This is a genomic window from Agathobacter rectalis ATCC 33656 (assembly GCF_000020605.1).
Lineage (GTDB): Bacteria > Bacillota > Clostridia > Lachnospirales > Lachnospiraceae > Roseburia > Roseburia rectalis.
In genome coordinates, this window is sequence record NC_012781.1 from 790,173 (window position 1) to 809,236 (window position 19,064).

Here is a 19,064-nt window from a genome sequence, read left to right on the forward strand (position 1 = left end):
GTAATTTTGTGGTATTTTATGCCTATATTTGCTATAATAAATATAGTTAGTGTTTAGGTTTTGAAGAAGGAGAAATTATCATGCCGGAGTTGGAATCGATAATAGAGCAGAAATTGATTGAGCAGTTGATATATGGGGATTCGCAGTGGACGTACAGGCCAGATTTAAAGACAGAAGCGGATTTATGGAACAATTTTAAATATATTTTAGAGCAGAACAATAAGGACAGGCTGGATGGTGAGCCACTTTCTGATTCAGAGTTTGAGCAGGTAAAGAATCAGTTGCAGTTCTCAACATTTTATAAGGCTGGAGAGTGGCTGGTAGGCGAAAACGGCAAGGTCATGGTGCATGTACAGCGTGATACTAAGAAGCTTCATCTGGTTGTGATGAATCATGAGCATATTGCAGGTGGCAGCAGTGTGTATGAGGTTATAAATCAGTACAGTGCATTGAAGGATGATGAGGATGCCGCATCAAGAGACCGTAGATTTGATGTGACCTTGATGATAAACGGTCTTCCAATGATACATATTGAGCTGAAAAACAGACAGCATTCATATATGGAAGCATTCAATCAGATAAAGAAATACATTGGTGAAGGGCAGTTCAGGGGGATTTTTTCGGCTGTTCAGATGTTTGTTATAAGCAACGGTGTTGACACGAAGTATTTTTCTGCAGCAAGTGATACGGAGCTAAAGAAAGAATTTATCAGCGGATGGGTTGACAGGAACAATCAGCCGGTTTCTGATTATATTGATTTTGCAAAAAATGTCCTTAAGATTCCACAGGCACATGAGATGATTGCAAGATATACGGTTTTAGATAATGAGGCTAAGCGGCTTATTCTGCTTAGACCATATCAGATACATGCTATTGAGGCAATTCGTGAAGCATCACGAACAGGAAAGTCGGGATTTGTATGGCATACTACAGGCTCGGGAAAGACGCTTACATCATATAAGGCAACAAGAAATCTCCTTATGGATATTCCGGCGTTGGATAAGGCTATTTTCCTTATAGACAGGAAAGATCTTGATGAGCAGACAAATACGTCATTTAGTTCATATTCTCAGAATGATTCAATTGATGTGGATAATACTGATAATGTGACTGATTTGAAAAATAAACTTAAATCGTCTGACAGACAGATGATTGTTACTACAATTCAAAAGATGCAGATTCTCATTTCAAAGCGTCTGAAGGAGGGCACAGCAGAGTATAACAGGTTAAGAGGATTAAAAATAGCTTTTGTGGTGGATGAGTGTCACAGAGCTGTATCTCCGGCTACCAAGAGAATAATCGAACGCTTTTTTGGAAAGTCACTCTGGTTTGGCTTTACAGGAACACCACGTTTTCCGGAGAATCCTTATCCGTTGATGGGGGATTTGCCACGTACAACAGAGGAATTATACGGAGCATGTCTGCACAAATATACTATCCAGAATGCTATTCATGATAATGCTGTTTTGGGATTTCAAGTGGAGCACGATGGTCCAAAGGGTGTGACGGATGAGACTGACAGCAGCCGATATGAAAATGAGACGCATATGCTCAAGGTGCTTGAGGTTATTTTAAATAAGTCATATCATAAGCTGGGGTTTCAAAATGGAAAGGGCAAGACCTTTGAAGGACTTTTGACCACAAGTTCTATTTCGATTGCACAAAAATATTATGAGTTGCTCACAAGGGTGAAAAACGGAGAAACGCCATTAAAGATAGATGAACGCATAAAGCAGGTTTTACCGGACTTCCCTAAGTTTGCCATTACATACTCTGTGACTGAAAATGAGGACGGCTCGCAGGTCAATCAGGAGAAGATGAAGCAGTCTCTTGATGACTACAACGCTATGTTTGATACAAAGTTTGATATTTCACAGATTACTTCATACAATAGTAATCTAAATAAACGACTTTCTAGAAAAGATCCTAAGTATAAGAGCAGAAACGAACAGCTTGATCTGGTTATTGTTGTGGATCGTCTGCTCACAGGCTTTGATGCGCCATGCATGTCGACAATTTTTATTGACAGGCAGCCGATGGGACCTCACGATTTAATACAGGCCTTTTCCAGAACTAATCGTATTTTTGACAAAAAATCAAAGCCGTATGGACAGATTGTAACGTTTCAGGCACCGGTACTTTTCAAGAAATGTGTGGATGATGCTGTCAAGCTTTACTCTGCAGGAAGTACAGAGGATACACCGCTTATTGCAGAGTGGGATGATGTGGAGCCTGCTTTTAAAAAGGCGCTTGCGGCACTTAGAATTGCAGCTCAGATACCGGACGACATTCCGTCAATGTCAGATGAGGAGAAGCTTCATTTCATGAAGATGTTTCAGAGCTTTGACAGACTTTTTGCACAGCTTAAATCCTTCAGCAGATATGATGAAAGTATGCTTGATGATTATGGAATTACTGAACAGGAATATATAGACTATGCAGGTCATTACCTGAACATAAAAAGTGAGATTGGGCCAGAACCGGGATCGGACCCGGTTAATCCGCCAGTAGAACTGGAAATAGACTCAGATTATGAGCTTATGGCATACAGTAATACAAGGATTGATTATGAATATATCATCAATCTCATTCAGAATATCGTCAATCCTGAGGAGGATGGTGATATCACTCCTGAGGAAAAGCAAAAGAAGATTGATGAGGCAAAGCAGTATGTAGAGGATCTGCGTAAGGATAATCCAAAGGTTGCAGATATCATGTCACATCTGATTAATGAGATAGAGCTTGATGAGAGCAGATTTAAGGGCAAATCAATTCTAAACATTGTTGAAAATATGAAACATGAATGTATAGAACAGGTTGTGAGTAATTTCTGCCTGTTATGGCATGCAGACAAGGATGATGTAATGTATGCGGCAACACATTACCGCAATGGGGTTATCCCTAATGAGAGCGCCATAAAGGCATCTATTAATTATCCTGAGTACAAAAATACAGTGGAACATGCTTTACCTAAATTCAAGTACTATGCTAAGTTTTTTGCAGAGCTTAGGAGTACGCTGGATGACGAGATTAAGCCTTTAGTGTAAAGAAATGTATTTCACAACACTTATAATACATATACAATTAAATACCGGATTGTGTTATAATATGTCTGTCGGCGGATTCGTCGGCAGACTTTTTTTAAGGAGAGTAAAATGAGAGTATTAACAGATTTAGAGCCAAAGAACGTTTTTTCGTTTTTCGAGGATATATGCAGTATTCCTCATCCATCATACAAGGAAGAGAAAATCAGTAATTATCTGGTGGAGTTTGCAAAGGCAAGAGGCCTTGAGCATTACCAGGATGAGCTTCACAATGTGATAATCATAAAGGAAGCATCAGAAGGATATGAGGATGTGGAGCCAATCATACTGCAGGGGCACATGGATATGGTTTGCGAGAAGGCACCTGACTGTGATAAGGATATGGATGAGGAAGGCCTGGACCTTTTGATAGATGGTGATTTTATCTCGGCAAAGGGCACTACACTCGGTGGAGATGACGGTATCGCGGTGGCATATGCGCTTGCTATTTTGGACGATGACAGCCTGTCACATCCACGCCTTGAGTTTGTATGCACTGTATGCGAGGAGGTCGGCATGGAGGGTGCTACAGGCATCGATGTGTCTATGCTTAAGGGAAAGAAGCTTCTTAATATGGACAGCGAGGAGGAGGGAGTGATGCTCGCAAGCTGCGCCGGCGGATGCAGAGCCGATGTGAAGCTGCCTGTAGAGAGAGAGACAGTGAGCGGAACAAAGCTTACTGTGAGCTTATCAGGTCTCACCGGCGGACACTCAGGCTCAGAGATTGATAAGGGAAGGGGCAATGCCAATACTCTTATGTCCAGACTGCTTCGCGACGCATCGGCACCTGTAGCTATAGCTTCTATAGATGGCGGCAGAAAGGATAATGCCATTCCAAGAGAGTGTACTGCACAGATTATTGTAGCACCTGATGAGGCTGCGGCAGTGAAGGCTTCGATAGAACAGGCAGCAGCTGAGATTGCACAGGAGTTTAAGGCATCTGATCCTGACCTTAAGCTTACTGTGTCAGAGGAGACTGACTGTAGTGAGTCAGCTATAAGTGCAAAGGACAGCGCAAGGGTTATCGCACTTATCGAGGCACTGCCAAACGGCATCATCAGAATGAGCCGGGAAATCGATAAGCTTGTTGAGACCTCACTTAATCTGGGAGTTTTAAAATCAGACGATGCTGCTGTCACTTTAAGATACGCAGTCAGAAGCTCGGTCGGTGTGGCTAAAAAAAGCCTTAAGAACCAGCTTGTCTGCATAGCAGGCGCTTTTGCGGCAGAGGTTACATTTGAGGGCGATTATCCTGCATGGGAGTACAAGAAGGATTCAAAGCTCCGCGAGGATATGGTACGGATTTTTGAGGAGATGTATGGCAAAAAGCCTACAGTTGAGGCTATTCATGCCGGTGTCGAGTGCGGACTTTTAAGCGGCAAGATTGAAGGACTCGACTGCATATCAATGGGACCGGACATGTATGATATCCATACGACTGAGGAGAGGCTTTCCATATCCTCTGCAAAGAGGTCATATGAGTATATACTCAGAGTGATTGCGTGCAAATAAATATTTATTCAAGGCTTTTGATAAAGGAAAGAGGTGTCATATGATACCTCTTTTTAAATGCCCTGTGAAAATAGCTCAGATTGTGAAATCCGACAGACAGTGAGACATCTAAAATTGAGGTGTTGCCGCGCTCGAACTGTTCCACGGATTTTTCAAGACGCACATTGTTGATATACTGCACGCAGGTCATGTTCATGTGTTTTTTGAAGAAACGCATGAAGTGGTATTCACTGAAATAGCAAAGCCCGGCAAGCTCTGCAACCTGGATGCTTTCGGCATAGTGCACATCGATGTAATCGAGCACATTTTTGAGCTTATCGGAGGATGTGTTGACACCAAAATCAGCATTTTTTTCACTGTATTGCAGCAATAGAAATATTGCCTGAAGCAGAAATGCCTTTAGAGCCAGCTCATAGGCGAATTCCTGACGGGAGTATAGATTTGTTATGCGCATGAAGCATTTGCAAAGGGATGAATATGCCGGATGCTTCGGTGCAATCAGGTAAGGCATGGCAAACTCATGGTTGATTAGCGGAGTCAGATATCTTGAAGAGCATATATCGGTATTGTTTCCACCTAAAAAATTGATATGGAATACATACGTTTCCGAGTAAAATTCGTCGCAGTCCCTTATTGAAATGGAATGCAGCAGCAGTGGCGGGATAAAGATGATATCGCCTTCCTTTGCTTCATATTCGAGCAAATCAATCTGATAGGTGCATGAGCCCTTTGTAATCAGTGTGAGCTCTGCCTCATCGTGCCAGTGTGTAGTGATGACAGGGTAATCTGCTGCAAGTCTTGTTATATATTTCTGAACGGGAAAAAATACTTCTCCGTGCTTTGCGTTTTCTTTCTGCCCGAGGGCAGGCGGATTATTGTTTTTCATATTGTTGTTTCTCCATAGCTTTTAAAACTATACCCTTTAAAATTATAAGAGCAGTATTGTGTTATAAAATGAAAAAATATTGCAAGAATTTATACTAAGCCCTTTTTATAATAGCAGTATAATACATCAAGGCGAAGTGCTCAAGATGTAAATGAGTGCAAAATTTATGATTAGATAAGAGGTACACATTATGGAGAGAAAATGGTGGCATGACAAGGTGGCATATCAGATTTATCCAAAGAGCTTTCTGGATACAAACGGTGACGGAATAGGAGATTTAAGAGGTATCATTTCAAAGCTGGATTATTTAAAATCGCTTGGAATTGACATCATATGGCTGTCTCCGATATATAAATCGCCATTTGTGGATCAGGGCTATGACATATCTGATTACTATGCGATAGCTGAAGAGTTCGGTACTATGGAGGAGTTTGATGAGCTCCTTGCCGAGGCAAAGAAGCGTGATATGCACATCATCATGGATCTGGTAATAAATCACTGCTCGGATAAGCACGAATGGTTTCAAAAGGCACTTAAGGATCCGGATGGAGAGTATGCTGATTACTTTTATTTCAGAAAAGGTAAAAACGGCAATCCGCCGAGCAATTACCGCTCTTATTTTGGCGGAAGCTGCTGGGAGAAGGTGCCGGGCACGGACAAGTATTATCTGCACATGTTTGCGAAGGAGCAGCCGGATTTAAACTGGGAGAATGAAAAGCTAAGACAAAAGCTTTATGAGATGATTAACTGGTGGCTTGATAAGGGCTTGTCAGGATTTAGAATAGATGCGATAATCAATATAAAGAAAAATCTTGATTTCCCTGATTTTGAGCCGGATGCAGAGGACGGACTGGCTGCCTGCTACAAGATGGTTGAAAGTGCAGAAGGTGTCGGAGAGCTCTTAGAGGAATTAAAGAACAATACATTTAAGAAGTATGATGCATTTACGGTTGGCGAGGTATTCAATATGAAGCCTGAGGAACTGCCGGAGTTTATCGGTGAGAATGGGCATTTTTCAACAATATTTGATTTTTGTGCACAGTGCTTAAGTGATGGAGAGCATGGCTGGTATGATGCACCGGAAATAGATTTTGACACATGGAGAAAGGCCATTCTTGGTTCACAGCTTGAGACAGAAAAGTACGGCTTTAAGGCCAATATCATAGAAAATCATGATGAGCCGAGAGGTGCCTCAAGATTTTTACCAAAGCATGCTCAAAATCCTGCCGGAATAAAGATGTTAGGAACTGTCAGCGTACTGCTTCGAGGCATTCCGTTTATATACCAGGGACAGGAAATCGGTATGCAAAATGCAAAATGGAACAGTATAGATGAGTATGACGATATCAGCACAAAGGATCAGTACAAGGCAGCACTTGCAGCAGGCTTATCAAAGGAGCAGGCACTTGCGGCCTGTGGAAGGATGAGCAGGGATAATGCAAGGACACCTATGCAGTGGAGTGATGAGGCAAATGCCGGTTTTACCACAGCAAAGCCATGGCTTAAGGTCAATGAAAACTATAAGGCTATCAATGTTGCGGCGCAGGAAAAGGATCCTTCATCTGTTTTGAACTATTACAGAAGGCTTGTGGCACTCAGAAAGTCAGATGAATATAAGGAGCTGTTCACCTACGGCAGATGTGTTCCGGCATATGAGGATACAGATGGTATCATGGCTTATTACAGAGAGGATGAAAATAAGCGAGTGCTGGTTGTGGCAAATTTTGGTAGTAAAGAGGCACAAATCAGGCTGGATGGCAGTGTGAAAAAGGTGCTTTTGTCCAACACAAATGATGCTGAAAAGAGCACTGTTTCAGTTGGAGCATCCGAGCTTAAGCTTGAAAGCTGTGAGGTTTTGGTGGTGCTTGTAAAATAGCATAATTTGATACAGCATTAAAGAAACCAGGCTGAATTTTTACAAAAAGAAACAGCTATAAGAGATAACAAAAAGAGATAATGAAGAGACAATGAAGAGACAAGGAGGGCATAATGAGCAAAAACAATAACGAAAAATGGTGGAAAAAGGCGGTAGTTTACCAGATTTATCCAAAGAGCTTCCAGGATTCTAACGGAGACGGCTTTGGTGATTTACAGGGTATCATCAAAAGACTTGATTATCTTGAGACGCTTGGAATCAATGCAATCTGGCTTTCGCCGGTATTCAAATCACCGCAGGCGGACAACGGTTATGACATTTCGGATTACAGGGATATTGATCCGACGTTTGGCAGTCTCGATGATATGGAAGAGCTCATAAACGAGGCAAAGAAGCACAATATAAGGATTATGATGGATCTTGTCTTAAATCATTCTTCAAACGAACACAGGTGGTTCAAGGAGGCTAAAAAGAGCAAGGACAATCCATACCATGACTACTATATTTGGAGAGACGGAGATGAAGGCGTGCCGCCAAGTGATATGAAGGCTTGTTTCGGTGGAAGCGCATGGGAATATGTGCCGGAAATCGGACAGTATTATTTCCATCAGTTTTTACCGGAGCAGCCGGATTTAAACTGGGAGAATCCAAAGGTCAGAAGAGCAATCTACGATATGATTCTCTGGTGGATGGATAAGGGAGTCGGCGGCTTCAGACTTGATGTAATCGACCAGATAGCAAAAGAGCCGGACAAGAGAATCACCATAAACGGACCAAGGCTTCAGGAATATTTTAAGGAACTTAGCAGGGAGACCTTCCAGAAGGGCGACCTGATTACTGTAGGTGAGGCATGGGGCGCAGACACAGAGCGCGCAAAGCTTTACAGCAATCCGGATGGCAGCGAGTTTTCTATGGTGTTCCAGTTTGAGCACATAGGGCTTGACCAGAAGGAGGGCGGCGAGAAATGGGACCTTGCACCGCTTCCGTTTAAAAAGCTCAAAAAGATAATGGCTCACTGGCAGAATGAGCTCTACAACTGTGGCTGGAACAGTCTGTTCTGGGACAATCATGACCTGCCGCGTATCGTGTCAAGATGGGGCAATGACAGGGAGTACAGAGTGGAATCTGCAAAGATGCTTGCTATATTGCTGCACGGCATGCAGGGTACACCATACATCTATCAGGGCGAGGAGCTGGGCATGACAAATGTACAGTATGATATCGAGGATTATAAGGACTGTGAAATCATAAACATGTACCATGAGCGCCTTGAAAAAGGATACTCAAAGGATGAAATCATGAAGTCCATTTACGCAAAGGGCCGTGACAATGCAAGGACACCTATGCAGTGGGATGACTCGGCAAATGCCGGCTTCACCACAGGAACACCTTGGATAAAGGTAAATGACAATTACGACAAAATAAATGCCAAATCACAGGTGAATGACCCTGATTCAATCTTTAGCTGCTACAAGAAGCTTGTTCAGCTGAGAAAGGATTATCCGGTATTTGTTGATGGTAAATTTACACTTTTACTTGAGGATGATGAGAATATTTTTGCATACAGCAGAAAGAATGAAGAAAAAACCATGATTGTTGTGTGCAATTTCTTTGACAAGGAGATACCAATGCCGCTTGCAAAGGAGTGTGAGGGCATGGAGGTGCTGATTTCAAATTATAAGGATACCTCTGATATGTCAGTGCTCAGACCTTATGAGGCCAGGATGTATATACGATAGATAAATTTGATACCGCTTGTTTTTATAAAGGTGTTTTATAAAAGCAGGCGGTATTATTGTATTTTTTAAGGATAATGTATATAATAAGTTACCGAAAAAATTCAATGGACGATGAAAGGAACCAATTCCATGTTTGATATAATAATAATAGGCAGTGGTCCGGCAGGACTGTCTGCAGCAATATATGCAAAGAGAGCCAATCTGAATGTGGCAATAGCAGAAAAAGAATACGAGGGGACAGGCCAGATAGCCGAGAGCGGAAATGTGAACAACTATCTGGGGCTTCCAAACATAAACGGATATGACCTGGGAGAAAAATTCAGGGAGCATGCAGTGTCTCTTGATGTAGAATTTATCGAAAAAGAAGCAGTGCAGATAGAAGCAGTGCAAAATGGTGAGAAAGAAGAATCAGCGATATACAGAGTGAAATTCGATGATGACACGATAGCAGAGGCAAGAGCGCTCATCTATACCGCAGGAGCATATCCGAGAAAGGCAGGAGTGCCGGGAGAGGATGAGTATACCGGTAAGGGAGTATCTTACTGCGCAATCTGTGACGGAGCATTCTATAAAGGAAAGACAGCCGCAGTGCTGGGCGGCGGAGATACCGCTTTGGATGATGCATTATATCTGTCCGATATATGTGAGAAGGTCTATCTGGTTCACAGAAGAGACAGCTTCCGCGGTGCACAGAGCACAGTTGAGCTCTTAAAGCAGAAAGAAAATGTAGAGCTTGTCCTAAACGAAACAGTGACAGAAATATATGGAGAAAAAAAGCCGACAGGCATAAAGCTTAAAAGTGGCAGGACACTGGCTGTAGACGGAGTATTCGTGGCATACGGCTCAGTACCGCAGTCAGAGCTTATAAAGAATCTGGTGCAGCTCGATGAGAGAGGATATGTAGTGGCAGGTGAGGACGGCATCACATATGCTGCAACAAAAAATGGTGACCATGATAGAAGCGTCCAGCCGGGACTGTATGTGGCGGGAGATGTCCGTACCAAGACACTGCGTCAGGTGGTAACCGCAGTATCTGACGGAGCAAATGCCGCAACGACAGCCGCAGAGTATTTAAGGGACATTAATGGCTATAAACAAAATATATAACCACGCACAAATAATTTGTATAACTGATAGCATTGACTTTCAACACACACGTTTGTATAATAATCTCATCAATTCCTAGTAACACAATAGACTATGTAAGAATTAACGAGAAGAAGAAAACAATGAGATTTAATACAAGCTTACTTCATGCCGGCGTGACAAAAGAGGCAAATGGCTCTACACTGCCACCGGTATATCAGACAAGCGCCTTCGAGCAGGAGCGCGCGGCAGATCTGGAAAAAATATTTGAAAACAAAGCTCCGGGCTACTGTTACACAAGAGTTGCCAATCCTACGATTACAGCTTTTGAGAACAGAATAACAAAGCTCGAGGGAGGAATAGCATCGGTGGCATGCGCATCAGGCATGGCAGCACTGATGAATACCTTCTTAAATATACTAAGCAGTGGAGATGAGCTCATCTCAAGCGCCAGCCTCTACGGTGGCACAATAGATTTGTTCCATGATCTTGAGGCCTTCGGCATCACAACCAGATATGTCGAGAACAACAACTGGCAGCAGATAGAGGACAGCATCAATGAGCATACCAGACTGATTTTTGCAGAGACTATCGGTAATCCCTGTCTGGATGTCACAGATATTGAGAAGCTTGCAGAGATAGCACACGCACATGATATACCGCTTGTAGTTGACAATACCACATCGACAGCTTACCTGATACAGGTTTTAAAGCATGGAGCTGATATCGTGGTCAATTCATCTTCCAAATATATCAATGGAAGCAGCAATGCAATCAGTGGTATTCTGACAGACTCAGGTAAGTTCAAATGGGACAAGAACAGATATCCGGGGTTTGCAGATTATGTGAAGTATGGACCTATGGCATTTGTCGCAAAGCTGAGAAACAGTCTTTTCAGAAATATGGGTGCCTGTTTAGCTCCGGTGAATGCATACTTAAATATTATAGGACTTGAGACACTCGGTCTTAGAATGGAAAGAGAATGCTCTAATGCACTCGGGCTTGCGTCGTGGATAGAAAACAATTATCCTGACATAAAGGTTAATTATCCGGGGCTTTGTAGCAGCAAATGGCATGAAATAGCAAAAAAACAGCTCACAAACGGCTATGGAGCAATCCTTACAATCAGGGTTGGCAGCAAGGAAAAGGCATTTAAATTTATAGACAGCCTGACGATTCCATACACACTCAGCAATATCGGAGATACAAAGACACTTGTCATTCATCCGGGCTCCACAATCAGTCTTCACAGCACAGATAAGCAGAAGGAGGATGCAGGAGTATTTGAGGATCTTATAAGAGTCAGTGTGGGTATCGAGGATATAGATGACCTCAAGGAGGATTTTGCACAGGCTTTTTTAAATATAGCTGATTAAGCCATCGTAATAAGGTATCAATGTGTATGCAAATGAGAGCGTGCATATGCATTTACATATAAAACAAAACATTAACATATTTACACAGTAAGGAGATTAAAAATGGCGGAGAAAGTTGATTACGCGGCCCTAAAAAAGGGCGGTTTCATGAGACAGAAGCAAAAGGGCTGTTTCTCGCTTAGAATTGCGGTTGTAGGAGGAAATCTTACAGCAGAAAATATCAAAACAGTAGCAGAGGTTGCTGAGAAATACGGACACGGATATGTTCATATGACATCGCGTCAGGGTATTGAGATTCCTTTTATCAAGGTTGAGGATATCAATGTGGTAAAAGAGGAACTGGCAAAGGGCGGTGTAGGAACAGGTGTCTGCGGACCGAGAGTACGTACTGTCACAGCGTGTCAGGGCTCAGAAATCTGTCCTAGCGGATGTATCGATACATACACTCTGGCTAAGGAACTTGATGAAAGATACTTCGGAAGAGAGCTTCCTCACAAGTTCAAGTTTGGTGTCACAGGCTGTCAGAACAACTGCTTAAAGGCTGAGGAAAACGATGTCGGAATCAAAGGCGGCATGACAGTAGAGTGCAGCCATGACGATTGTATCCAGTGTGGTGTATGTGTGAAGGCATGCCGCGAGGGTGCACTTTCGATGGAGGATGGCAGGATTGTCATCGACAGAGACAAATGTAACAACTGTGCGCGCTGCGTAAAGAGCTGTCCGACAGATGCATGGAAGGGAACTCCGGGATATATCGTATCGTTTGGAGGACTTTTCGGAAACCACATCTATAAAGGAGAGCAGCTAGTTCCGATTATCCGCGACAAGGAAACTCTTTTCAGAGTGACAGATGCAGCAATTAGTTTCTTCGAGAAGCATGCAAACGGTGGTGAGCGTTTCAGACTTACTCTTCAGAGAGTGGGCGAGGAAGAGTTCAAAAAAGAGATTCAGGCAGCATACGAGGGTAAATAATCCCCATGTATAGCATGAAATATCCGGCATGCATAAACAACAACGGTTACGGCAAAAATATAATAAATATGAGTATAGGAAGGGAGATGCAAAATGGCAGATATAGCATTCGATGATCAGGTAGATATAACTGACAAGGTTTGCCCTCTTACATTTGTAAAGGCAAAGGTAGCAATAGAGGAATTAGATGACGGTGAGGTGCTTGCAATCCGTATGAATGATGGAGAGCCGGTACAGAATGTTCCAAGAAGCATGAAGGAAGAGGGACACAAGATACTTAAGCTCGAGGACAACGAGGATGGAACATACACTCTTTACGTCAGAAAGGTTGAGGACTAATCATGGCAGCAAGAATTTCAAAGGCTGATTTCGATGAAAAAGTATTAAAAAGCAAGCTTCCGGTAATTGTTGATTTTTACTCGGATTCATGTGTGGCCTGCAAGAAGCTGGCACCGGTTCTCGGAGATATCGAGGATGATTATGAGGATAAGCTTCACGTATACAAGGTCAACACAAACTTTGACGGAGAGCTCGCTGATGAGTATGAGGTGACTGCGAATCCGACACTGCTTTTCGTAAAAGACGCAGAGGTCTTAGATAGAAAGGTCGGCGCACAAAAGCCTGCCGATTTGAAGGCATGGGTTGAAGAATTATTATAGTCTTTAGATTATTATATAAAGCAGTCTGATACAGGATAATAACACATACAGATACCACAATCTGTGACACAGGAGGAAATAAAATGACTATCACAGTAGCAGGAGAGAAGAAAGAATATAAGGATGGACTTACATTACCGGAGCTTATCGAGCTTGAGAATGTAGATATGCCTGAGTATGTAACAGTTTCAATAAATGAGGAATTTGTTGCCACAGAGGATAAGCCAAAGACAGTGCTTAAGGATGGCGACAATGTAGAGTTCCTTTACTTCATGGGAGGTGGATGCTAATGGCAATGACTGATGAGCAGATCGAGCGCTATTCACGCCACATTATCCTTAATGAGGTGGGCGTTAAAGGTCAGAAGAAATTATTAAAGGGCAAGGTGCTTATTATCGGTGCCGGCGGACTTGGAGCTCCGGCAGCCATGTATCTTGCAGCAGCAGGAGTTGGCACAATCGGTATTGTGGATGCGGATGAGGTAGATTTATCCAACCTGCAGAGACAGATTATCCACGGAACAGCCGATGTGGGAAAAGCCAAGGTAAAGTCAGCAAAAGAGACAATGAACGCCATGAACCCGGACGTTCAGGTCAATACATACCGTATGTTTGTAGATGCGTCAAACATCAGAGAGCTTATCAGGGATTATGATTTCATCATCGATGGAACTGACAATTTCCCGGCAAAGTTCTTAATCAATGATGCATGTGTGCTTGAGAAAAAGCCGTTTTCACATGCAGGAATCATCCGTTTTAAGGGTCAGCTCATGACATATGTGCCGGGAGAGGGACCTTGCTACAGATGTGTATTCAAGAATCCGCCACCAAAGGATGCAGTGCCTACATGTAAGCAGGCAGGCGTTATCGGAGCTATGGGCGGAGTAATCGGTTCGCTTCAGGCTATGGAGGCTATCAAGTATTTAATCGGTGTTGGAGAGCTGCTCACAGGATATCTGCTTACATATGATGCACTCACCATGGAGTTCCACAAGATTAAGCTTCCAAAGGATACACACAACTGTGCAGTCTGTGGCGACCATCCGACCATTCTCGAGCCAATCGACTACGAGCAGGAGGTCTGCGAGGAGACAGCGGGCAGATTTGATGCACCTCGTACACAGGAATAAAAAGACAGTAAGGAAAGGAACGATATGAGTATCATAAGAATGAAATATCCGTTTCTGGATGAAATAGCAAAATATGCTAAAGAGCATCTTCCGGAGGAGGCGTGCGGTCTGATAGCAGGCAGTGAGGACGAAAACGGTCGTCTCATCATAAAGGTATATTACCTGACGAATACAGACCATGCCGAGGACCATTTCACAATGGATCCAAAGGAGCAGCTGGCAGCCATAAAGGACATGAGAGCAAACGGCCTTAAGCCGCTTGGCAACTGGCATTCACATCCGTCTAGCCCTTCAAGGCCATCGGATGAGGATATAAAGCTTGCATACGATCCAAATGCGAGCTACATGATAATGTCGCTTATGGCAGAAAATCCTGTAATCAACTCGTTTCATATCGAGGGTGGACAGGTCACGAAAGAGGATTTACGAATATATTCTGATGAATATTACTTCTAAATCATATGTTAATGTTTTGAGTCGCAGCGAAAGCTGCAAAGAAAAGTCAGCTTCATCGAAGATGGCTTTTCTTTTTTAGAGAAAGATGTTATTATAGCATGTATATTTAATAAAACGAAAGAGCGTTCGAAAATGAAATTAAAAACGAAGGAACTTACAACATGTGCACTTTTTGCGGCACTTATAGCAGTTGGAGCATTTATCAAGATTGATATTCCACTTCCTATGTACACCATGCATTTTACATTACAGTGGTTCTTTGTGCTGATGGCGGGATTTCTGCTCGGGGCAAAGCTGGCATCGCTTAGCGTAATAGTATATTTGTGCATCGGACTGGTGGGAGTGCCTGTATTTGCGGCAGGAGGTGGTCCTACATACATTTTAAGACCGGGCTTTGGGTTCCTCTTAGGCTTTGTGCTTGCCGCATTTTTAATCGGAGCTATCACAGAAAAGCTTAAAAAGACCAATGCGTTTACACTCATTCTTCCGGCAACGGTCGGACTGGTGGCATATTATACAGTTGGAGCAATATACTTTTACTGCATGAAGAATTTCTATGCGGCAACACCTGTCAGCTGGGGCATCGTAATAGTAGATTACTGTCTGATAACTGTTGCACCGGACTTTATATTATGCGTATCGGCAGCAGTGTTTTCTGCCAAGCTTCGTCCTGTTTTTGAAGGAATGCTCAATGGATACAGTGTGAAGCATAAGGCAAAAAATAAAGCATAAAGCGTATAAAATAAGGCATGAAATAATATATGAAATAAAGTATGGATATGGTATTACAGGGAGATAAAAATGGCGTATTTTCCGATGTTTGTGGATATGACGGAAAGAGAGTGTCTGATCGTCGGCGGTGGAAATGTGGCATACCGCAAGGTGATCGTAATGCTGGATTTTGGCGCGAAGGTCACGGTTGTGGCAGAGGATATATGTGATGAGCTGAGAAAGCTTACAATTGATGATATAGCAAGCGAGGATAAAAAGGGCTCATATACGGCAAATAAAGAAAACAATCAGACGGACCCGGATGCAGCAAACAAAGAAAACAATCAGCCGGACTCGGATGCAGCCGATAGAATTACGATTATAAAAAGAAGGTTTGACCGAAAAGACTGTGACGGCATGGAAATGGTTATCGCTGCCACTGATGACAATGCTTTAAATCATGAGATTGCAGAGTATTGCAAAGCTAATGGCATCATGGTAAATGCGGTCGATCAGAAGGCTGATTGCAGCTTTATTTTTCCGTCATACATAAAGGAAAAGAATCTTGTTGCGGCATTTTCGAGCGGAGGAAACAGCCCTGTGCTGACTCAGTATCTGAAAGGCAAAGAGCAGGAGATTCTTACTCCGTTTCTTGGTGAACTGAACGAATACATGGGACAGATCCGCGAAAAAGTAATAGCGCAATATGACACTCAAGCCGAGAGAAAGCGTGTATTTAAAGAAATATTGTGTGCAGCTATTGATAATGGAAGGATTCCGGAAATATAGTTTAAAGTATGGTATTACAGATTTTAAGTTGTTGTTCATTTATAAATGATAAATGGAAAATGGCATGATCCGTAGGAGAGTAAAATGAAGTATTTAATAGGAACGAGAGGCTCAAAGCTTGCTCTTGTTCAGACTGATTACGTGATAGATAAGTTAAAAAGAGCATATCCGGATGATGATTTTAAGGCTGTTATCATAAAGACAACAGGCGATTTAGAGCAGAAAAAGGCACTCGATAAGATTGGCTCAAAGGGTATCTTCGTAAAGGAGATAGAGGACGAGCTTTTATCGGGAAAGATTCATATGGCAGTCCATTCCATGAAAGACATGCCTGATGAACCGGCAGCAGGGCTTACATTTGCAAAGGCATGGAAGCGTGAAGATCCAAGGGATGTTTTGGTGCTAAAAAATGCCGCTTCACTGGATGAGCTTCCTCATGGTGCCGTGATAGGAACCGGAAGCAAGCGCAGAAAGTATCAGCTTTTAAAGCTGCGCCCTGACCTTAAGGTGGTTGGCATACGCGGAAATATCGATACGAGGCTTCGTAAGCTATATGATGGTGAAATTATATATGAAGAGGTTGCCGATAATACTGTAAATAACAATGAGATAGCTAACGAAAAAAAGAATAAGTATAGCGAATACAGGCTGGATGGAATCGTACTTGCAGCGGCGGGAATAAAGCGTATCGGAAGAGATTCTGAGATCACACAGTACTTTTCAGAGGATGATATGATTCCGGCTCCGGCACAGGGCACACTGGCGCTTGAGCTACGTGCTGACAATGCTAAGCTGATGGCAAAGCTAGATGCTTTGTCAGATGAGAAAACCAATCTGTGCGCAGGCATTGAGAGAGAATTTTTAAAGCAAATCGGTGGTAACTGTCATCTGCCTGTGGCTGCATACTGTGATATTGTAAGTGAAAAAGACCGCGGTAATGACAGCAACAAAAATAACAGGCTAAAGCTTCTTGCGATGTTTGGCTCAGAGGATGGAAAACAGCTTGCAAGGACAGAGCAGGTATGGGATATGACATCAGACAGAAACAATATTGTGGAGCGTGCCGTGCACGATATTCGGTATAAATTAGAAATCGACTAAAAAAATATCAAGTCATAATTTTTAATCATAATAATTCAGTAGAAAAATAATTAGGAAAATCATGAGAGAAAACACAGGAAAAGTAGTATTAGTTGGAGCAGGACCGGGAGATACGGGCCTGCTCACTTTAAAAGGAGAAAAATATATAAAACAGGCGGATTGTCTGGTGTATGACAGACTATCATCACCAGAGTTTCTTTCAATGGCAAAGGCAGGCTGTGAGCTTATTTATGTGGGCAAGGAAAATCACAAGCATGTCATGAAGCAGGATGCCATAAACGAGCTTTTATACGAGAAATCAAAATATCATGAGCTTGTAGTCCGTTTAAAGGGCGGAGATCCGTATGTCTTTGGAAGAGGCGGAGAGGAAGCTCTCTACCTGGTAGATAGAAATGTGGAGGTAGAAGTGGTACCGGGTGTCAGTTCATCGGTTGCAGCGCTTGCGGCTGCAGGAATACCTATCACACACAGAGGCATAGCAAAAGGCTTTCAGGTCATCACTGCGCACAGCAGAAAGGATGAGGAGGCAGATATAGACTATTCCCTTCTTACAGATGAGACAATCACCTGCGTATTTTTGATGGGACTTGCGCATGTAAAAAGCATTGCAGCAGGGCTTATGAAAGCAGGACGAAGAGCGGATACTCCGGCAGCAGTGATATCGAACGGCACACTTGCCGCGCAGCGCAAATGTATAGGAACGCTTGCGGATATCGGAGAAAAAATCGAGGAAGCAAAGCTGACATCACCGGCTATAATCGTTGTGGGAGATGTGGTTTCACTGAATGACAGGCTTGATTTCTTTGAAAAAAGACCGCTGTTTGGAAGAAAAATCACAGTACCATATATCAAAACAAACGAATTGATAGCAAAATTACAGCAGCTTGGAGCAGACATCACACCGGTTAAAACAGGCATAATTAAACCAGTTATAATTCCTAAATTTGTTGATAAAGTAAGATCGGCAGACTGGATAGTTTTTACAAGCAAAAATGGTGTAAGATCATTTTTCTATAATCTGGATCTGGCAGGGGCTGACATCAGGCTTATAGCAAATGCAAGGTTTGCGGTGGTGGGAAAAGCTACAGAAAAAGAGCTTGTAAAGCATCACATAAATGCAGATATTATTCCGGCAGAACAGACCGGAAAAGGACTTGCAGATGCAATGAAATTATGTATGCCGTATGCCTATGGAGTAAGTGATGAGGATACATTTGATTTAGGGAAAAATAGTACATTGGATTTAAGCAATGATAATATATCTGATAAAATGTGTAAAGTCTGCATTTTCTCGGCAAAGGAGGCTTCACCTGACCTTGAGGCAGGGCTTAAAGAAATATGTGAATTAGAAAAAATTGATGCATATGTAAATGAGCAGGCATATGAGGGTATTCCTGAAAGCATTGGAAACATGGTAAGTGAAGCTGTTTTTACAAGCGCATCAAATGTGGAAAGATTTTTTCATATGCTGCCGGAGAATGCATACGTGGAAACAGCATACTCAATAGGTGAAAAAACAACAGCAGCATTAGAGCAGCACAATGTCAGAGAGATAGTACAAGCTGATGATAGCAGTTATGAAGCGCTGGTAGATAAAATATCTTATAAAGATGCTTTTAAAGATTAAGAATTTATGGTGACAAAAGTTATATAAAGTTATATAATAAATGCAAAGTTATATAAGGTTAT

Annotated in this window: 17 protein-coding genes; 16 read left to right on the forward strand and 1 reads right to left on the reverse strand. The window is 42.5% G+C overall.

Translation table 11 applies throughout. The features are described 5' to 3' along the window. The first annotated feature begins 80 nt into the window (after positions 1–80). Both EUBREC_RS03945 and EUBREC_RS03950 read left to right on the forward strand, forming a co-directional pair. A complete protein-coding gene (locus tag EUBREC_RS03945) occupies positions 81–3,047 on the forward strand; it encodes a type I restriction endonuclease subunit R (RefSeq protein ID WP_012741760.1) in 2,967 nt (988 codons plus the stop codon). A gap of 108 nt (positions 3,048–3,155) precedes the next feature. Beyond that, positions 3,156–4,595 carry an aminoacyl-histidine dipeptidase gene (locus tag EUBREC_RS03950; protein WP_012741761.1) on the forward strand — a complete coding sequence of 480 codons (1,440 nt, stop codon included), beginning with the start codon at positions 3,156–3,158 and terminating at the stop codon, positions 4,593–4,595. Positions 4,596–4,599: 4 nt separating this feature from the next. On the opposite strand, the gene EUBREC_RS03955 is transcribed toward EUBREC_RS03950, so the two are convergent. Then, positions 4,600–5,481 (reverse strand): AraC family transcriptional regulator, encoded by an 882-nt coding sequence (locus tag EUBREC_RS03955; protein WP_012741762.1) that lies wholly within the window; start codon positions 5,479–5,481, stop codon positions 4,600–4,602. A gap of 190 nt (positions 5,482–5,671) precedes the next feature. Here EUBREC_RS03955 and EUBREC_RS03960 point away from each other — a divergent pair, with 190 nt between their 5' ends. From EUBREC_RS03960 to cobA, 14 genes are all read left to right on the forward strand, one after another. Then, entirely contained in the window at positions 5,672–7,357 is a 1,686-nt protein-coding gene (locus EUBREC_RS03960; protein WP_012741763.1) for a glycoside hydrolase family 13 protein, read from the forward strand. Between the two features lie 113 nt (positions 7,358–7,470). Then, positions 7,471–9,096: a glycoside hydrolase family 13 protein gene (locus tag EUBREC_RS03965; RefSeq protein WP_012741764.1), complete on the forward strand. Its 1,626-nt coding sequence runs from the start codon at positions 7,471–7,473 to the stop codon at positions 9,094–9,096. Between the two features lie 129 nt (positions 9,097–9,225). Continuing rightward, the gene (locus tag EUBREC_RS03970; RefSeq protein ID WP_041253908.1) at positions 9,226–10,203 is read left to right on the forward strand and encodes an NAD(P)/FAD-dependent oxidoreductase; all 978 of its coding nucleotides are present in this window, start codon (positions 9,226–9,228) and stop codon (positions 10,201–10,203) included. Between the two features lie 122 nt (positions 10,204–10,325). Beyond that, complete coding sequence (locus EUBREC_RS03975; RefSeq protein ID WP_012741766.1) at positions 10,326–11,558, forward strand: O-acetylhomoserine aminocarboxypropyltransferase/cysteine synthase family protein; 1,233 nt, start codon at positions 10,326–10,328, stop codon at positions 11,556–11,558. Positions 11,559–11,660: 102 nt separating this feature from the next. Beyond that, positions 11,661–12,530 (forward strand): 4Fe-4S binding protein, encoded by an 870-nt coding sequence (locus tag EUBREC_RS03980; RefSeq protein WP_012741767.1) that lies wholly within the window; start codon positions 11,661–11,663, stop codon positions 12,528–12,530. 93 nt (positions 12,531–12,623) lie between these two features. Further along, entirely contained in the window at positions 12,624–12,869 is a 246-nt protein-coding gene (locus tag EUBREC_RS03985; protein WP_012741768.1) for a sulfurtransferase TusA family protein, read from the forward strand. Positions 12,870–12,871: 2 nt separating this feature from the next. Next, positions 12,872–13,189, forward strand: coding sequence for a thioredoxin family protein (locus tag EUBREC_RS03990; protein WP_012741769.1), 318 nt, complete (start codon positions 12,872–12,874; stop codon positions 13,187–13,189). Positions 13,190–13,272: 83 nt separating this feature from the next. Further along, positions 13,273–13,479 (forward strand): sulfur carrier protein ThiS, encoded by a 207-nt coding sequence (gene thiS, locus EUBREC_RS03995; protein WP_012741770.1) that lies wholly within the window; start codon positions 13,273–13,275, stop codon positions 13,477–13,479. After that, complete coding sequence (locus EUBREC_RS04000; RefSeq protein WP_015516814.1) at positions 13,479–14,318, forward strand: HesA/MoeB/ThiF family protein; 840 nt, start codon at positions 13,479–13,481, stop codon at positions 14,316–14,318. Before thiS ends, EUBREC_RS04000 begins: the two co-directional genes overlap by 1 nt. Before the next feature lie 24 nt (positions 14,319–14,342). Then, the gene (locus EUBREC_RS04005; RefSeq protein WP_012741772.1) at positions 14,343–14,774 is read left to right on the forward strand and encodes a M67 family metallopeptidase; all 432 of its coding nucleotides are present in this window, start codon (positions 14,343–14,345) and stop codon (positions 14,772–14,774) included. Positions 14,775–14,906: 132 nt separating this feature from the next. Continuing rightward, positions 14,907–15,506 carry a biotin transporter BioY gene (locus tag EUBREC_RS04010; protein ID WP_012741773.1) on the forward strand — a complete coding sequence of 200 codons (600 nt, stop codon included), beginning with the start codon at positions 14,907–14,909 and terminating at the stop codon, positions 15,504–15,506. Positions 15,507–15,575: 69 nt separating this feature from the next. Next, on the forward strand, positions 15,576–16,274 hold the full coding sequence (locus tag EUBREC_RS04015; RefSeq protein ID WP_012741774.1) for a precorrin-2 dehydrogenase/sirohydrochlorin ferrochelatase family protein: 699 nt from the start codon (positions 15,576–15,578) through the stop codon (positions 16,272–16,274). A gap of 84 nt (positions 16,275–16,358) precedes the next feature. Further along, positions 16,359–17,375 (forward strand): hydroxymethylbilane synthase, encoded by a 1,017-nt coding sequence (hemC, locus tag EUBREC_RS04020; RefSeq protein ID WP_012741775.1) that lies wholly within the window; start codon positions 16,359–16,361, stop codon positions 17,373–17,375. A gap of 61 nt (positions 17,376–17,436) precedes the next feature. Then, positions 17,437–19,002, forward strand: coding sequence for a uroporphyrinogen-III C-methyltransferase (gene cobA / locus EUBREC_RS04025; protein WP_012741776.1), 1,566 nt, complete (start codon positions 17,437–17,439; stop codon positions 19,000–19,002). Positions 19,003–19,064: the final 62 nt, after the last annotated feature.

Coding starts and splice junctions, on each gene's coding strand:
- cobA (WP_012741776.1), top strand. CDS start 17,437: ATGAGAGAAAACACAGGAAAAGTAGTATTAGTTGGAGCAGGACCGGGA.
- EUBREC_RS04000 (WP_015516814.1), top strand. CDS start 13,479: ATGGCAATGACTGATGAGCAGATCGAGCGCTATTCACGCCACATTATC.
- EUBREC_RS03965 (WP_012741764.1), top strand. CDS start 7,471: ATGAGCAAAAACAATAACGAAAAATGGTGGAAAAAGGCGGTAGTTTAC.
- EUBREC_RS03975 (WP_012741766.1), top strand. CDS start 10,326: ATGAGATTTAATACAAGCTTACTTCATGCCGGCGTGACAAAAGAGGCA.
- EUBREC_RS04015 (WP_012741774.1), top strand. CDS start 15,576: ATGGCGTATTTTCCGATGTTTGTGGATATGACGGAAAGAGAGTGTCTG.
- EUBREC_RS03985 (WP_012741768.1), top strand. CDS start 12,624: ATGGCAGATATAGCATTCGATGATCAGGTAGATATAACTGACAAGGTT.
- EUBREC_RS04010 (WP_012741773.1), top strand. CDS start 14,907: ATGAAATTAAAAACGAAGGAACTTACAACATGTGCACTTTTTGCGGCA.
- hemC (WP_012741775.1), top strand. CDS start 16,359: ATGAAGTATTTAATAGGAACGAGAGGCTCAAAGCTTGCTCTTGTTCAG.
- EUBREC_RS04005 (WP_012741772.1), top strand. CDS start 14,343: ATGAGTATCATAAGAATGAAATATCCGTTTCTGGATGAAATAGCAAAA.
- EUBREC_RS03945 (WP_012741760.1), top strand. CDS start 81: ATGCCGGAGTTGGAATCGATAATAGAGCAGAAATTGATTGAGCAGTTG.
- EUBREC_RS03950 (WP_012741761.1), top strand. CDS start 3,156: ATGAGAGTATTAACAGATTTAGAGCCAAAGAACGTTTTTTCGTTTTTC.
- EUBREC_RS03955 (WP_012741762.1), bottom strand. CDS start 5,481: ATGAAAAACAATAATCCGCCTGCCCTCGGGCAGAAAGAAAACGCAAAG.
- thiS (WP_012741770.1), top strand. CDS start 13,273: ATGACTATCACAGTAGCAGGAGAGAAGAAAGAATATAAGGATGGACTT.
- EUBREC_RS03990 (WP_012741769.1), top strand. CDS start 12,872: ATGGCAGCAAGAATTTCAAAGGCTGATTTCGATGAAAAAGTATTAAAA.
- EUBREC_RS03960 (WP_012741763.1), top strand. CDS start 5,672: ATGGAGAGAAAATGGTGGCATGACAAGGTGGCATATCAGATTTATCCA.
- EUBREC_RS03980 (WP_012741767.1), top strand. CDS start 11,661: ATGGCGGAGAAAGTTGATTACGCGGCCCTAAAAAAGGGCGGTTTCATG.
- EUBREC_RS03970 (WP_041253908.1), top strand. CDS start 9,226: ATGTTTGATATAATAATAATAGGCAGTGGTCCGGCAGGACTGTCTGCA.